Below are 16,169 nucleotides of genomic sequence, written 5' to 3' on the forward strand. Positions count from 1 at the left end.
CTGTTCAAGGTCCGTGTGCGGTATCGGGCCAGGTACGGATGGCTCGCAGTGACGATGTCTCTGTTCAAGATCCGTGTGCGGTATCAGGCCGGGTACGGGGGGCTCGCGATGACGGGTCAAGGTCCGTGTGCGGTATCGGGCCAGAGACGGCGGGCTCGCAGTGACAAAGTCTTTTTCCATGAAGCACGCGCTGCGTGGCTTCACCTTGGTCGAGGTGCTGGTGGCGCTGGGCATTGTGGCCATCGCCCTGACGGCCGGTTTGCAGGCCGCGCAAGCGCTAACCCGGCATGCGCAGCGCCAGAGCGACATGGTGCTGGCGCAGTTATGCGCTGAAAACGAGCTGGTCAGAATCCGCCTGCTTCAGCAGATGCCCGATGTGGGCGACACCAGCGTGGCCTGCGAGCAGGCCGGGCGCAGCCTGAGCGTGGCGCTGGCGGTGCGCCCCACGCCCAACCCCAACTTCAGGCGCGTCGATGCGCGGGTGCTCGACGGCGACATCTCCGTCTGGCGTCTGACCACCGTGGTGGGGCGCTACTGATGCAATGCAAACCCGGCTGCCGTGGTTTCACCCTGATTGAGCTGTTGGTGGCGATCAGCCTGATGGCCTTGATGACGGTGCTGGCCTGGCGTGGTCTGGATGGCATCAGCCGCTCGCAAAGCCGTTTGCAGCAGCAGTCTGACGACGTGCTGGCGCTGCAGGCCACGCTGGCGCAATGGGGCACCGACCTCGACGCCATGGCCGAGCAGCCCGGCACGCCGAGCCTTGACTGGGACGGCCTGGTGCTGCGTATTCTGCGACGCAGCAGCGCCGAGCCGGGCGAAGGCTTGCGGGTGGTGGCCTGGACGCAGCGCCGTATCGGTGGCCAGGGCCAGTGGTTGCGCTGGCAGTCGCCGCCGCTGCTCACGCGCGGCGCGCTGGACCTGGCCTGGCAACGGGCGCAGGTCTGGGCGCAAACCCCGGGCGACGAAGACCGCGCGCGCGAGGTGCGCACCGTGGCGCTGGACCAGTGGCAAATTTTTTATTACCGCGGCAATGCCTGGAGCAACCCGCTCTCCAGCGCCGACAACCCGGCTGATGTGCCCCCTGCTGCCAGCGCGCCATCGGGAACAAGCGCGGGCGTGCCCGATGGCGTGCGCGTGGTGTTGACGCTCTCAAGCGGCCAGGCGATCAACGGCACACTGACGCGCGACTGGGTGCGTGGCTCGATCGGGGGCGGCAAATGAGGGTGTCGCCAAAAAGGGCGCAGCGCGGTGCCGCCATTCTGACCGCCATGCTTACCGTGGTGCTGGTGGCCACGCTGGCCTCAGCCATGCTGTGGCAGCAATGGCGCGGTGTCGAGGTGGAATCGGCCCAGCGCACGCGCGTGCAGTCGGCCTGGATTCTGACCGGCGCGCTCGACTGGGCGCGGCTGATCTTGCGCGAAGACGCGCGCCAGGGCGGCCCCGACCACTTGGCCGAGCCCTGGGCGGTGGCGCTGGCCCCGGCGCGCCTGACCACCTTTTTGGCGGCGCAGCAGGGTGAGGCGCTGGTGGGCGAAGGTGCCGACGGCGCGCAGGACGCCTTTCTGGCTGGCCACTTGCAAGACCTGCAGGCGCGCCTGAATGTGACCAATCTGCTCGACGGCGGCAAATTGCACGAACCCAGCGTGGCGGCCTGGGAACGCCTGTTCCAGCAACTGAACCTGCCCGAGCGCGAACTGCTGGCATTCACACAGCAGCTGTTGCTGGCCCATGCCTCGAGCCTTGACGCGCAGACCATGGCCATTGCGCCCCTGCGCCCGCAGTCGGTGTCTGATCTGGCCTGGCTTGGCCTGTCGGGCGCCACCCTGGCGGCGTTGCAGCCGTATGTGACGCTGCTGCCTGCGCGCACGCCGGTCAATCTCAATACCGCTGCGCCCGAGGTGCTGATGGCCAGCATTGCCAAGCTCGACATGGCGCAGGCGCGTGCGCTGGCCGACGCGCGCGACTTGAAGCATCTGAGTAGCCTGCCAGATGCCGGCAAGCGCATTGGCAACGCTGAAATCAAACTCAACGCCAGCCTGCACGCGGTGGCCACGCGCTTTTTCAGCGTGACCGGGCAACTTCGTGTGGGCCAGAGCATTTTGCAGGAGACCTCGGTGCTGCAGCGCGATGGCATGCAGGTCAAAATCCTGAGCCGCACGCGCGAGGTGGTGCAGTCCAGCCAGCCCCCCATACAATGATCTGCCCCTGCTCACCTGTATGAATTCTCTGATCATTTCATTGCCCACTGCCAGCGCAGACGCCTCTGCGCACTACGACTACGTGCTAACGGCAGACGGCAGCACGCCTGGCAACAGCGCCAGTGTGCCGCTGGCGCTGTTGCCCGTTGGGCGCCAGACCGAGGTGGTGGTGCTGCTGCCCATGTCGGCCTTGTCCTGGCATCAGGTGCAGTTGCCCAAGGGCAGTTTGGCGCGTGGCCTGATGGCCGAGCGTGGCGCCAGCCGGCTGCGTGCCATTCTGGACGGTTTGCTCGAAGAGCGCCTGCTTGACGATCCGGCGGCTTTGCACCTGGCGCTGCAGCCGCAGGCCGTAACAGAGGCCCCGGTGTGGGTTGTGGCCTGCGACAAGGCCTGGCTCGGCGCGCATCTGCAGGCGCTGGCCCAGGCCGGTCTGGCGGCGAGCCGCATCGTGCCCGAGTTCACCCCCGAAGCGCTGGCGCACACCGTGTATGCGTTAGGCGACGAGCACTATCCCGTGCTGCTGGGTGCCAATCTGGTGCCGTGCCCGCTGTCGGCCGCCACGGTGGCATGGGTGGATGGCGCATCGACGCAGGCCGCGCTGCCTGATGTGGTCGCCGAGCCCGCAGTTGCCGCGTTGGCCGAGGGCCTGTTCAAGCGCCCGGTCAGCTTGCTGCAACGGCCCGAGCGCTTGCTGTGGGCGGCGCAAACGCCCTGGGATTTGGCACAGTTCGAGCTGGTCAACGCCAGCCGCGATCGGGCCTGGGCGCGGCTGGCGCAGGGGGCAAAAAATTTACTGCGCGCCCCGCAATGGCGCGCGGCGCGGCTGGCTTTGCTGGTGCTGGTGGTGGTTAATCTACTGGCCTTGAATGCCTGGGCCTGGCGCGAACGGGCCGCGCTGCAAGCCAAGCGCCAAGCGGTGCGGGCGGTGCTCACGCAAACCTTCCCTGAAATTCCTGTGGTGGTCGATGCACCGCTGCAAATGGCGCGCGAAGTGGCCGCCCTGCAGCGCGCCAGCGGCGCGGCAAGCGAGGCCGACATGGAAGCCATGCTGGCCGCGCTGGCAGGTGCGCTGCCCGCCACGCAAACCCTCACGGCGCTTGACTATGCGGCGCAGGAACTGCGCGCCAAGGCGCCGGCTGTGGCCGAAGCCGAGCTGGCGCAGGTGCTGCTGGCGCTCAAACAACAGGGGCTGGCCGCCCGTTGGGACGGTGCACAGTGGCTGATCAAGGCGGGGGCGACACCATGACGCTGCTGGCAACTTTGCAAAAGCGCTGGCACAGCGTATCGCCACGCGAACAGCGCCTGCTGCTGTTGGCGGGTGTGCTGGTGGGCCTGGCGCTGCTGTGGTGGCTGGCGCTGGCCCCGGCGCTGGCCGTGCTCAAGGCGGCCCCGGCGCAGCACCGCGCGCTCGATGCCCAACTGCAGCACATGCAGCGCCTGCAAGCGCAGGCCAAAGCCTTGCAGGCGCAGCCCGTGCTCTCGAGCGAGCAGGCGCGCCAGGCGCTTGAAAGCGCGCTGAAAGTGCTGGGCAGTGGCGCGCAGATGTCCTGGCAAATCGACCGTGCCACGGTCACGCTCAAGGCGGTCAGTGCCAGTGCACTGGCGCAATGGCTGGCCACAGTCCGGCAAAACGCCCACGCCGCGCCGCTCGAGGCGCACCTGGTGCGCAATCCGGCGGGCAGCTGGGACGGCACGCTGGCGCTGAACCTGGGGGCACGGCCATGAAGCCGATGCCATTTGGCACACCGTGGCGCTGGGCGCTGGCGGGTACGCTGCTGGGCTTGCTGCTGAGCACGCTGTTCTTTGCGCCGGCGCGCTGGCTGGCCACGCTGGTGCAACGCGCCAGTGCCGGCCAGGTGCTGTTGCAACAGCCGCGCGGCACGGTGTGGACGGGCTCGGCCCGCGTCATGCTCACGGGCGGCGCTGGCAGCCAGGATGCGGCCACACTGCCCGGGCGCGTGGACTGGCAGCTGGCACCCGGTCTGACCGGGGTCGGGCTGAAGTTGAACGCCGACTGCTGCCTGCAGCAGGCTTGGGCGATGCACTTGCAGCCGCGCTGGAACGGCCTGCGGCTGACGATCGCGGATGCCCGATCGCAGTGGCCGGCCAACTTGCTGGCGGGCTTGGGCACACCCTGGAACACGGTGCAGCCGCAGGGCGAGTTGAACCTGAGTACGCAGGGCCTGACGCTGGCCTGGGCAGCCGGGCGGCTGCAGATGGGCGGCGCGGCGCAAGTCGATGTCATGAACCTGGCGTCACATTTGTCCACACTGCGCCCCATGGGCAACTACCGTTTCAGCTTGACGGGCGGCACACCGGTCACACTGGCGCTGACCACGCTGCAGGGCAGCCTGCAGGTTTCCGGCAGCGGCCAATGGGTGGGTGGTCAGTTGCGCTTTAATGGCGAGGCCAGCGCCGTGCCCGAGCACCAGGCGGCCTTGTCCAATCTTTTGAACATCATCGGGCGGCGCCAGGGCGCACGTTCCATCATCAAAGTGGGTTGAACCAGCATGAATCAGTTGAACTCTTTTAGAAGCCCGCGCACCGGGGTGTCAGTCGCGATTGGCATCTTGCTGGCCGCTGTCATGGCGTTGTTGCCCCTGAACGGCGTGGCGCAGAGCGCGGCCAGGTCGGCCGAGCCGGTCATGCTCAACTTCAACAACGCCGAGATCGACGCAGTGGCGCGCACCTTTGCCAGCATCACCGGGCGCAATGTGGTGGTTGATCCGCGCGTCAAGGGCACCATGACGCTGGTCACCGGCAAGCCGGTGAGCCGCGCCGCCGCCATGGGGCAATTTGTTGCGGCGCTGCGCCTGCAGGGCTACACCCTGGTGGAAACCGAAGGCTTGTACAAGGTGGTGCCTGAGGCCGATGCCAAGCTGCAAAGCGCCCGGGTCAACATCCAGCAAGGTGAAGACGGCAGCCTGCCTGCGGGCAACCAGATTGCAACGCAAATTTTCAAGCTCAATTTCGAGTCGGCCAACAACCTGGTGCCGGTGTTGCGGCCCTTGATCAGCCCCAATAACACCATCAACGCCAACCCTGGCAGCAATTCGCTGGTGATCACCGACTACGCCGATAACCTGCGCCGACTGGGGCGCATCATTGCCGCCATGGACGTGGCCAATGCCACCGATGCCGAGGTGATCGTGCTGCAGCACGCCATCGCCTCCGACCTGGCGCCGCTGGTGCTGCGCCTGCTCGGTTCGAGTAGCGCGCAGACAGCACCCGGCCAGGCCAACACCGCGTTCCATACCACGCTGATTGCCGAGCCGCGCTCCAACAGTCTGGTGTTGCGCGCCGCCAATGGCGCGCAACTGGCGCTGGCGCGCTCGCTGGTGGCACAGCTCGACCAGCCCGAAGCGGGCAGCAGCAATGGCGCGGCGGGCAACATTCATGTGGTTTACCTCAAGAATGCCGATGCCACCAAAATCGCCGCCACGCTGCGCGCCGCCATCAGTGGCAGTGCGGCCCCGGCAGCTGCGCCCACGGGTGCGCCCGGCGCGGCGGGCGCAGCTCCGCAAGCCACCACCGGCGGTCAGATTCAGGCCGATGTGGCCACCAATTCGCTCATCATCACCGCGCCCGAGCCGCAATACCGCCAGCTGCGCGCCGTCATCGACAAGCTCGACGGGCGCCGTGCCCAGGTGTTTGTCGAGAGCCTGATTGCCGAGGTCAGCGCCGACCGGGCGGCCGAATTCGGTATCCAGTGGCAGGGCGCCATCGGCCAGGCCGGCGACACCATCATCGGCCTGCTGGGCACCAATTTTGGCGCTGGTGGCAAAAACATCATCGACATCTCAACCGGTGTCGTCAGCGGCGCGGTGCTGCCCGCGCGCGGCCTGAACTATGGCGCTGTGCGCAAGACCAACGGCGTTTATGTGCTGGGTTTTCTGGCCCGTTTTCTGGAGGAAAGCGGCAGCGGCAATGTGCTTTCCACGCCCAATTTGCTGACGCTCGACAACGAAGAGGCCAAGATTGTGATCGGCCAGAATGTGCCTTTCCCCACTGGCCAGTTCACCAACACCGGCGGCAGCACCAACTCGGTCAACCCGTTTACCACCTTTGAGCGCCGGGACGTCGGCCTGACGCTCAAGGTCAGACCACAAATCAGTGAAAACGGCACCGTCAAGCTGGCCATTTACCAGGAGGTGTCGAGCGTGCTGGCCTCCACCCTGAACGCCACCAGCGGCCCCACCACCAACAAGCGCACCATCGAGTCGAATGTGCTGGTCGAAGATGGCGCCATCGTGGTGCTGGGCGGCCTGCTGCAAGATGAGTACTCGGGCAACCAGGAGAAAGTGCCCGGCCTGGGCGATGTGCCGCTGTTTGGCAACCTGTTCAAGAGCGAGGCCCGCACCCGCAAGAAAACCAACCTGATGGTGTTTTTGCGCCCGGTGGTGGTGCGCGACGCGCAGGCCACCGACCAGTTGTCAATGGATCGCTACGACCTGATGCGCGCCGGCCTGCAAAAAGCCCAGCCGGAGACGAGCCAGCTGGTGCCGATCAACGAGGCACCATTGTTGCCACCGGCGCCGGTCAAAGCGCCCGACGGCGCGCCAAGCCCGATGATCTCGCCCGAGCAATAAGCGCCATCGCGCCATCAAGACGACCCATGCGTTACCCCTTGCCTTATGCCTTTGCCCGCAGCCACCAGCTGTTGCTGGAAGAAAACGCGGGTGCCTGCACCCTGCTGGTGCATGCTGACTCTGTGCCCGGCGGCATCGGCGAGGTGCTGCGCAAATACCCGCACAGCCAGCTGCAGACGCTGGCGGCCAATGCGCTCATCCAGCGCATCAGCGCCGCCTACGCGCAGGGCGAATCGAGCGCGGCGGCGGTGGTCAGCGAGGTCGAGAGCGACACCGACCTGACGCGCATGATGCAGGACCTGCCCGCCATCGAAGACCTGCTGGAAACCAGTGACGACGCGCCCATCATCCGCATGCTCAACGCGCTGCTGACGCAGGCCGCGCGCGACGGTGCCAGCGACATCCACATCGAGCCCTACGAGCGCCATTCATCCGTGCGTTTTCGCGTCGATGGCACGCTGCGCGAGGTGGTGCAGCCCAACCGCGCGCTGCACGCAGCACTCATCAGCCGCCTGAAAATCATGGCCGAGCTCGACATTGCCGAGCGCCGCCTGCCGCAAGATGGCCGCATCAGCTTGCGCATTGGCACCCGCGCCGTGGATGTGCGCGTGAGCACCATCCCCAGCGCGCACGGCGAACGCGCCGTGCTGCGCCTGCTCGACAAATCAGAGGGCAGCTTGAGCCTGGAGGCGCTGGGCATGCAGGGCGAGGTGTTGCGCCGCTTTGAGCACCTGGTGACGCAGCCGCACGGCATTGTGCTGGTGACCGGCCCCACCGGCTCGGGCAAAACGACCACGCTCTACGCCGCGCTGCAGCGGCTCGATGCCGCGCACAACAACATCATGACGGTGGAAGACCCGATCGAGTACGAGCTGGCGGGCGTCGGCCAGACCCAGGTCAACCCGAAGATTGATTTAACCTTTGCCAAGGCGCTGCGTGCCATCCTGCGGCAAGACCCCGACATCATCATGATTGGCGAGATTCGCGACTTCGAAACTGCGCAGATCGCCATTCAGGCCAGCCTGACCGGCCACCTGGTGCTCGCCACGCTGCACACCAACGACGCCTCCAGTGCCGTCACACGCCTGACCGACATGGGCGTGGAGCCATTCCTGTTGTCAAGCTCGCTGTTGGGCGTGCTGGCGCAACGCCTGGTGCGCAAGCTGTGCCCGCATTGCAAGGCGACGTCCGTCATTGCGAGCGAAGCGTGGCAATCCATGAACCCTGGGCACATGGATTGCCACGTCGCTGACGCTCCTCGCAATGACAGCCAGGGCATGGACAACGCCACACGGCCAGCCACCCCATTGGTCGAATATCACCCGGTCGGCTGTCCCCAGTGCGGCCAGACCGGCTACAGCGGCCGCAGCGGCGTGTTCGAGTTGCTCGTTACTGATGATGCCATTCGCGCCCAAATTTACAGTCGCGCCTCTGACGCCGACATCCGCACGGCAGCCATAGCCTCTGGCATGGTGTTGATGCGCGAAGACGGCGAGCGCCTGGTGCACGCGGGTATCACCTCGCGCGAAGAGCTGCTGCGCGTCACGCGCGACTAGTCCATACAGCGCCATGCCGGTTTATTCCTTCGAAGCCCTCAGCGCCGCCGGTGACACCCGTAAAGGCGTCATCGAGGCCGACTCGGCCAAGGCGGCGCGCGGCTTGCTGCGCGCGCAGGCGCTGGTGCCGCTCAAGGTGGAGCCTGTCAGCGCCCAAACGACTGATGAGGCGCAGACAGGCAAGAGTTGGCAACAACGCCGCGTTTTCAGCGCCACCGCGCTGGCCATCTGGACGCGCCAGCTCGCCGGGCTGGTGTCGTCGGGGCTGCCGCTGGAGCGCGCGCTCTCGTCCTTGTCGGACGAGGCCGAAAAAACGCCCGAGCGCGAGCTGGTGGCCACGCTGCGCGCCGAGGTCAATGGCGGCACGCCGTTTGCCAAGGCGCTGGCCCGTTACCCGCGCGAGTTCTCTGATATCTTTGTCGCGGTGATCGGGGCCGGTGAGCAAAGCGGCAGCCTGGGGCTGGTGCTGGAGCGCCTGGCCGACGACCTTGAAGAGCAGCACGCGCTCAAGTCCAAGCTCATCGGCGCGGCGCTGTACCCGGCCATCGTGTCACTGGTGGCGGTGGTCATCGTGCTGTTTTTGGTGACCTACGTGGTGCCGCAGGTGGCTGGCGTATTTGCCGGCAGCAAGCGCGCGCTGCCCCTGCTCACCGTGATCATGATCGATGCCAGCGCCTTCCTGCGCAGCTATGGCTGGCTGTTGCTGGTCGCCTTGGCCGCTAGCGCTTTTGCGGCGCGTCTGGCGCTTAAAAATGATGCAGCGCGTGAAAAATTCGACGCCGCCTGGCTCAATCTGCCCATTTTGGGCAAGATGTCACGCAGCTACAACTCGGCGCGTTTTGCCAGCACCCTGGCCATGCTGGCCTCGGCCGGCGTGCCCATTCTGAAAGCCTTGCAGGCCGCCGCCCAAACCCTGTCCAACCGGGCCATGCGCAGCGACGCGCTCGATGCCCTGGTGCTGGTGCGCGAAGGCGCGCCGCTGGCCTCTGCGCTGGCGCAAAAAAAGCGCTTTCCGGGGCTGCTGGCCATGTTTGCGCGCCTGGGTGAGCAAACCGGCACGCTGCCGCTGATGCTGCAGCGCGCGGCCAAACAGCTCAGCACCGAGGTGCAGCGCCGCGCCATGCAGCTCGCGACCCTGCTGGAGCCGCTGCTGATCGTGGCCATGGGCGGGGTGGTGATGCTGATCGTGCTGGCGGTGCTGATGCCGATCATCCAGTTGAATCAGTTGGTGAAGTAGAGTGTGCAAGGCCCAATGCAGTTGGGTGTCACGAAGAATTTCGATTTCACCCTTCGGCCCAACAAAAACCAGCGGACAATGCCGCCGCTTGATCAGTTACCAGTCCACCAGACTCAGCCCCATACTCAGCACCGTGCGTCGGCGGTTGTAATCGATCAGCGAATCGCCGTAACCGCTGAACAGCTGCGTGTGCAAACGCAGGCCGCTGTTGTTGCCGACGAATCCGCTGTCACCCAGCTTGCGCAGCCACTCCAGGCGCACCGAGCCGTTGCTGTTGGCGCGCAAGGAATGGCGCAGCGTCACGCCGAGGGTGTGGTCTGGGTTGACATGCCAGTAGCCCGTCAATTCAGCGCGGCCGATCAGGTCGCTGATGTCCGGGTTGTCGTCGCTGGCCAGGTTTTCGGGCTGGCGATACCAGAGTTTGCCCATCATGTAGAACTCCCGATTCTTTTCCATGCCCGCCAATAGCATGGTGCGGTTCCAGCTGCGCGACAGCGGCAGCGGCTGACCGTTGGACTGGTGATTCAGGCTGAGCCCGGCGTAACGCAGTTGCCAGCCCCAGGGTAAGCTTGCCTCCAGCGGGTAGATGTAGATCAGCTCGGGCTCATGGTCGGTGGTGCGAAACGGGCGCGACAGCTCGCCGCTGAAGATTTGCCAATTGGACTTTTGCGAATAGCCAAACCAGAGCGAATCGCGCTTGAATGGCTCGTTTTGTGTCAGCAGTCCTTGGGCGATCTTGGTGCGGATCGACAGACCAATGCGCAGTTCTGAAGTTTTGAACGACAGGGCCGACGTCTCCGCGTGCCCGGGCGAGGGCGAGCTGGGCTGGGTGTTGACGCTGTCCGAGCCGATCCACGACAGGCTGATGGGTTGGTAGCCCCTAATGCCGAAGGTGCCGCAGTTGCTGCCAGCCTCCAGCTCCCAATAGCGCGACAGTTCGGAAAACTTGGGGTTTTTGCAGTTGTGGGGCTCGGGGGTCGTCATGGTGATGATGACCGGGGCGACCGCTGCAACGGGCAGGGTTGGCGCATTCGGACTGTCGGTGCGCGGGCTGGGCGCAGTGGCTGTTGCACTGGTGTGCGGCTGCTCGCCTTGCCGCTGCGCCCACTGGTCAAAGCATGCCAGGCGCGCCCCGGCGTCTTGTTTCAAGGCGCTGCACTGCTGCCAGCTTTGGAGGTGGTCACTTGTTGACGCAGTGACGGAATCCTGGGCGTTCGCCCACTGAGGTGATGCGCAAGCTGCTATTGACAACAGAGCTGGAAATGTGCTCCTGGAATGCCACGCCGTGCCTTTTATGAACAGTACTGCCATTGCGAACGCCAGCCTCGTCATTGCGAACGACGTGAAGCAATCCATGGCCCCGGACTGCATGGACTGCCGCGCTACGCTTTCCATGAACATCCCCGTCATTGCGAGCGAAGCGCGGCAATCCATGACTTCCGGACTGCATGGATCGCCACGGCCTGCGGCCTCGCGATGACGGAGTTTCTGTTCAAGGTCCGTGTGCGGTATCGGGCCTGATTCGGGGGGCTCGCAATGATGGTTTCCAATTTGATGTTTCCCCTTTTGTTGTTGGGTCCCTTGACCTGTTGGGCCCTATTTGACCAGCGCCCGCGCCGCCGCCCCATCGAGCGCCTTTTGGGCAAACTCGGCACGCAAGGCCTTGAGCTTTTCGCGCGGGTCTTCTTTTACCGTGGCTTGATCCAGCCCCATCTCGGCGATGAAGCGGCTGGGCTGGGCGGCGATCATCTCGCGGCCCTTTTTGCGCTTGCGCGTCCAGCTCACCGCCAGGCTGCGCTGGGCGCGGGTGATGCCCACGTACATCAGGCGGCGTTCTTCCTGCAGGTGCGTGGTCAGGGTGGCGCTGGCGGCCTCAAGTGCTGCCGCACGCAGCGCGCTCGACGCGTTGCCCGCAGGCAGGTCGTCGGGGTTGTCGCGCAGCTTGAACGGCAGCATGCCCTCGGTCACGCCGACCAGCATCACATGCGGCCACTCCAGCCCCTTGGCGGCGTGCAGGGTCGAGAGCGTGACCACGTTCTGGTCGGTTTCGCGTTCTTGAATAGTGGACAGCAGCGACACGGTTTGTGCCACTTCCAGCAGCGACTTGACTTCGCCCGCCGTGCTCACGCCCGCAGCGTCGTCAATTTGGCCGCCGCAGCGAGCGCTCATCCAATCGACAAAGTCGATCACGTTGCTCCAGCGCGCGGCCGCCACCTTGTCGCTGTCTTCGCCGTCGATCAGGTATTGCTCAAAGCCGATGTCCTTGAGCCAGTCGAGCAAGAAGGTTTTGGCGGCTTCGGCGCCCAGCGTGTGGCGGGCGCGGAATTCGAGGTCGTTCACCTCGCGGCCGAACTCGTGCAGGCTGCCCAGCGCCTTGCCCGAGATCACTGCCCCAAGGCTGCTGGAAAACAGCGCCTCGAACATGCTGACCCGGTATTTGCTGGCAAAGTCGCCCAAGCGCGCCAGGGTCTGGTGGCCAATGCCGCGCTTGGGCGTGGTCACGGCGCGCAAAAACGCCGGGTCGTCGTTGTTGTTGATCCAAAGCCTGAACCAGGCGCACAGGTCCTTGATCTCGGCGCGGTCAAAAAAGCTCGTTCCCCCTGAGACCTTGTACGGAATGGCGGCCTTGCGCAGCGCTTTCTCGAAGGTTTTGGCCTGGTGGTTGGCGCGGTAGAGCACGGCAAAGTCCCTGAATTCCTTGAACTGCGGACCAGCCTGGTTCAGGCCGCTGGCGCGCAGGCTCTGGATGCGCGCCACGGTGCGCTCGGCTTCGTGTTCTTCGGTGTCGGCATCAACCACACGAACCGGTTCGCCTTCGCCCAGGTCGCTCCACAGGTTTTTGGGATAAAGCTTGGGGTTGGGCCCGATCACGTTGTTGGCGGCCCGCAGAATGGCACTGGTGGAGCGGTAGTTCTGCTCCAGCTTGATGACCTTGAGCGCCGGGAAATCAAGTGGCAGCTTTTTCAGGTTGTCGAGCGTCGCGCCACGCCAGCCGTAAATGGACTGGTCGTCGTCGCCCACGGCGGTAAAGCGCGCCTGGGCCGGGTCTTTGCCGCCGACCAGCAGCCTCAAGAGGTCGTATTGGGTGGCATTGGTGTCCTGGTATTCGTCCACCAGAATGTGCCCGACCTTGGCTTGCCACTTGTGCCGCACAGATTCATGGTTTTGCAACAGTTTGAGCGGCAGGCTGATCAGGTCGTCAAAGTCAACGCTTTGGTAGGCGCTGAGCCGCTCTTCGTAATGCGCCATCACGCGCGCGATGATGCGCTCGCTGTCGTTGCCGGCTTGCGCTGCCGCCGCAGCGGCGTTGAGTCCCTGGTTTTTCCACAGGCTGATGGTCCATTGCCAGCTGCGCGCCGTGGCGGCATCGACTGAGCCGCCGGCATCTTTCAGGATGCTGTTGACATCGTCGCTGTCGAGAATCGAAAAGTTGGGCTTCAGACCCAGCGCCGCGCCGTCTTCGCGCAGCAGGCGCACGCCCAGCGCGTGAAAGGTGCAGATCACCGCGTCCTTGGCCGCCTTGCCGATCAGGCCGCGGGCGCGCTCGCGCATCTCGGCTGCGGCCTTGTTGGTGAAGGTGATGGCGAAGATGTTTTTGGCCACCACGCCCGCCTGGATCAGGCGACCGATCTTGTGGGTGATGACGCGTGTCTTGCCCGAGCCGGCGCCAGCCAGCACCAGGCAGGGGCCGTGCATGAAGTTCACAGCTTCTTGCTGGGCCAGGTTCAGGCCGGTCGAGGGGGAGGGGGAGGACATCGGGGCAACTTTCGCGAAGGGGCGCATCATAACCAGTGGCGGTATGCTGTCGCTTCATCAACCATCTGGCGCTACGTGCGCCAGGGCACCGAACTGCTTGTTTGCAGAAGATCAAATTGGGCTGCTAACGCGTGTTAACACACCCTCGGTCGAGGGCGGGCATTGCGATGGAGTCTGCTATGTATATCGGTGTCGGCACTATTTTGTTCCTCATAGTTCTTTACCTTCTGTTGCGCTGATGAATTCAGTCAATCGCCAGTCACAAAGTCGATAAAGCCGCGTTCCACGTCGGTGGCGACCAACTTGACGCGGACTTTGTCGCCGACCTTGAAGCTGGTCTGGCCACGCACCAGTTTGCCCTCGGCGGGCGGGGTGAAGAGCCGCACCCAGATGCCATCAGCGGTACTGCCGGTCACGACCGCGTCAAAGTGCTGGCCAATGCGCGCTTCCAGCAGGAGTGCCGCCTCCGACTTGCGCAGCCGCCGCTCGACCTTCTGGGCGGCGTCTTCTTGGCGCGTGCAATGCAGGGCCAGGTCGGCCAGTTCAGTGTTTGAATAGGGTGGGGGCTGGTCGGCCAGTGCCGCCTTGAGCAGCCGCGAGGTGATCAGGTCAGGGAAGCGCCTGTTTGGCGCGGTGGAGTGCGTGTAGTCGCGCACGGCAAGGCCAAAGTGGCCAACTGTTGGGCCACTGGGCGTCTCCACCACATACTCGCCCGAGCCCATGAGCCGCACGATCACCAGCGACAAATCGGGAAAGCGCAAGGGGTCGGCCTGGCGGCGCTTGGCCAGAAAAGCCTCCAGCGCCTTGGAGTCGGGCTCTGCTGGCAGGGTTTCGCCGTACTCCTGGGCCACAGCCACAATGCGCTGCCAGCGCTCGGGCGAGCGCACCACCCGCCGCAACGAGGCGCCGCCCCGCCCGGCCAGGTAACGCGCGGTGCAGCCGTTGGTGGCAATCATCACTTCCTCAATTAGCTGTCGCGCGCGGTTTTGCACCTGCTGAACAATATCGACCACCTGCTCACCTTTGAACACGGCGCGTGGCTGAAAGGTTTCCAGGTCCAGCGAGCCTTCGGTGCGCCGGCGCAGCCGCAGGCGCTGGGCCAGCGCGTCCTGGGTGCGCAGTTGCGCCTCCATGCCTGGCACGGCCGCCGCGGCGGCTGGCAGCGCGGCGTCGCCGTCGATCCAGGCGCTGACCGCGTCATAGTCCAGTTTGGCCTGGTTGCGTACTCGCGCGCGGTACACCGTGGCGCCCGCCAGCGATGCATCGGCGTTGAAGACCATCTCGGTCACCAGCGCGAGCCGGTCTTCGGCAAAGTTGAGCGAGGTCAGGTCGGTGGACAGGCGCTCGGGCAGCATCGGGAAAATGCAGGCCGAGGTGTACACCGAGGTGGTGTTGGTCAGCGCATGCTCGTCGATGGCGCTGCCTTTCTTCACCAGCGCGTCCACATCGGCAATGGCCACCCACAATCGGACCACGCCCTGGTCCAGCAGCTCGCAGACCGTGAGCTGATCCAGGTCGAGTGAGTCCTCGTTGTCGATGGAGCACCACAGCAGCGCCGTCAGGTCGCGGATATCCGGACTCGCCTCGCTGCCTGGGCCGGTGATGGCTGCGAGCTCGCGCTCGACACGCGCGGGAAATTCAGGCTCGAGCCCGCGCTCGGTCATGGCAAGGGCGGCAATGCGGACCAGGTCGGCGCGGTGATGCGGATGGCTTGGCTTCATGGCACCAGCGCCTTTTTTACCGCTTTTTCCAGCGCCTGCACAAACATCGCGGCCACATCAAAGCCGGTCTGGTCAAAAATTTCCTGAAAACAGGTCGGGCTGGTGACGTTGATCTCGGTCAGGCTGTCACCAATCACGTCCAGCCCCATCAGCAGCAAGCCGCGCCCGGCCAGCACCGGGCCGATGGCTTCGGCAATCTCACGGTCGCGCGCGCTCAGGGGCTGCGCCACACCCTTGCCGCCAGCGGCCAGGTTGCCGCGCACTTCGCCGCCTTGCGGGATGCGCGCCAGGCAGTAGGGCACGGGCTGGCCGCCGATCACCAGAATACGCTTGTCGCCCTCCGAGATGGCGGGCAAAAACTTTTGCACCATCACGGTCTGGGTACCTTCGCAGTTGAGCGTCTCAATAATGGCGCCCAGGTTCAGGCCGTCGGCCTTGACCCGGAAAATACCGGTGCCGCCCATGCCGTCGAGCGGCTTGAGGATGATGTCGTGGTGCTCGGCATGAAAACGTTTGATGTCTTGTGCGTCGCGTGTGACCAGGGTCGGGCCAATGAACTGGGGCCATTCCATGATGGCCAGCTTCTCGGGGTGGTCGCGCAGCCCCCGTGGCTTGTTGAACACTTTGGCGCCTTCACGCTCGGCTTGCTCGAGCAGGTGGGTGGCGTAGAAAAATTCGCTGTCAAAAGGTGGGTCCTTGCGCATCACCACGGCGTCGAAGGCTTTGAGCGCCTGGCCGCGTTCATCGGGCTTGTGCTGCGCCGCGTTGAACCAGTGCACCGGGTCGCCGGTGAGCGTGATGTCGCGCACAAAGGCGATGACGGGCTCGCCGCGCTGCCAGCGAATGTCCTTGGGCTCGCAGGTGCTTAAAACATGGCCACGGGCTTGCGCCTCGCGCATCATGGCAAAGGTGGTGTCTTTGTAGATTTTGAAGGATTCGAGCGGGTCGGCGATGAATAGCAGGTGCATTCGGGGGTTCCTGATTAACGTGAGGGAGCATTGTCATTGCGAACGCAGCCCCGTCATTGCGAACGAAGTGACGCAATCCATGCACCTGGAAGTCATGGATCGCCACGCTTCGCTCGCGATGACGAAGTCTCTGTTCAAGGT

General features: G+C 64.9%; 13 protein-coding genes. 9 read left to right on the top strand and 4 right to left on the bottom strand.

What is annotated here, in order from left to right; all coding sequences use genetic code 11:
- Nucleotides 1-178: 178 nt before the first annotated feature.
- The 9 genes from gspI to gspF all read left to right on the top strand — a co-directional run bounded on the left by gspI (nt 179) and on the right by gspF (nt 9,583).
- Nucleotides 179-538, top strand: a complete 360-nt coding sequence (gene gspI, locus IBX54_RS06505) for a type II secretion system minor pseudopilin GspI (RefSeq protein ID WP_296541853.1) — start codon at nt 179-181, stop codon at nt 536-538.
- Complete coding sequence (locus tag IBX54_RS06510) at nt 538-1,224, top strand: type II secretion system protein J (protein WP_296541854.1); 687 nt, start codon at nt 538-540, stop codon at nt 1,222-1,224. Before gspI ends, IBX54_RS06510 begins: the two co-directional genes overlap by 1 nt.
- Complete coding sequence (gene gspK, locus IBX54_RS06515; RefSeq protein ID WP_296541855.1) at nt 1,221-2,201, top strand: type II secretion system minor pseudopilin GspK; 981 nt, start codon at nt 1,221-1,223, stop codon at nt 2,199-2,201. Before IBX54_RS06510 ends, gspK begins: the two co-directional genes overlap by 4 nt.
- 19 nt (nt 2,202-2,220) lie before the next feature.
- A complete protein-coding gene (gene gspL, locus IBX54_RS06520) occupies nt 2,221-3,447 on the top strand; it encodes a type II secretion system protein GspL (RefSeq protein WP_296541856.1) in 1,227 nt (408 codons plus the stop codon).
- Nucleotides 3,444-3,926: a type II secretion system protein GspM gene (gspM, locus tag IBX54_RS06525; RefSeq protein ID WP_296541857.1), complete on the top strand. Its 483-nt coding sequence runs from the start codon at nt 3,444-3,446 to the stop codon at nt 3,924-3,926. The genes gspL and gspM overlap by 4 nt, the downstream gene beginning before the upstream one ends.
- The gene (gene gspN / locus IBX54_RS06530; RefSeq protein ID WP_296541858.1) at nt 3,923-4,705 is read left to right on the top strand and encodes a type II secretion system protein N; all 783 of its coding nucleotides are present in this window, start codon (nt 3,923-3,925) and stop codon (nt 4,703-4,705) included. Before gspM ends, gspN begins: the two co-directional genes overlap by 4 nt.
- A gap of 81 nt (nt 4,706-4,786) precedes the next feature.
- On the top strand, nt 4,787-6,790 hold the full coding sequence (gene gspD / locus IBX54_RS06535) for a type II secretion system secretin GspD (RefSeq protein ID WP_296541865.1): 2,004 nt from the start codon (nt 4,787-4,789) through the stop codon (nt 6,788-6,790).
- Between the two features lie 26 nt (nt 6,791-6,816).
- A complete protein-coding gene (gene gspE, locus IBX54_RS06540) occupies nt 6,817-8,346 on the top strand; it encodes a type II secretion system ATPase GspE (RefSeq protein ID WP_296541859.1) in 1,530 nt (509 codons plus the stop codon).
- A gap of 13 nt (nt 8,347-8,359) precedes the next feature.
- The gene (gene gspF, locus IBX54_RS06545) at nt 8,360-9,583 is read left to right on the top strand and encodes a type II secretion system inner membrane protein GspF (protein WP_296541860.1); all 1,224 of its coding nucleotides are present in this window, start codon (nt 8,360-8,362) and stop codon (nt 9,581-9,583) included.
- A gap of 96 nt (nt 9,584-9,679) precedes the next feature.
- On the opposite strand, the gene IBX54_RS06550 is transcribed toward gspF, so the two are convergent.
- The 4 genes from IBX54_RS06550 to gshB form a co-directional block, all read right to left on the bottom strand.
- Complete coding sequence (locus tag IBX54_RS06550; RefSeq protein ID WP_296541861.1) at nt 9,680-10,732, bottom strand: phospholipase A; 1,053 nt, start codon at nt 10,730-10,732, stop codon at nt 9,680-9,682.
- Between the two features lie 447 nt (nt 10,733-11,179).
- Nucleotides 11,180-13,339 carry an ATP-dependent helicase gene (locus IBX54_RS06555; RefSeq protein ID WP_296541862.1) on the bottom strand — a complete coding sequence of 720 codons (2,160 nt, stop codon included), beginning with the start codon at nt 13,337-13,339 and terminating at the stop codon, nt 11,180-11,182.
- Nucleotides 13,340-13,587: 248 nt separating this feature from the next.
- Entirely contained in the window at nt 13,588-15,060 is a 1,473-nt protein-coding gene (locus tag IBX54_RS06560; RefSeq protein WP_296541863.1) for an RNB domain-containing ribonuclease, read from the bottom strand.
- A complete protein-coding gene (gshB, locus tag IBX54_RS06565; protein WP_296541864.1) occupies nt 15,057-16,028 on the bottom strand; it encodes a glutathione synthase in 972 nt (323 codons plus the stop codon). The genes IBX54_RS06560 and gshB overlap by 4 nt, the downstream gene beginning before the upstream one ends.
- Nucleotides 16,029-16,169 lie beyond the last annotated feature (141 nt).

It is taken from the genome of Rhodoferax sp., assembly GCF_014859475.1.
GTDB lineage: Bacteria > Pseudomonadota > Gammaproteobacteria > Burkholderiales > Burkholderiaceae_C > Rhodoferax.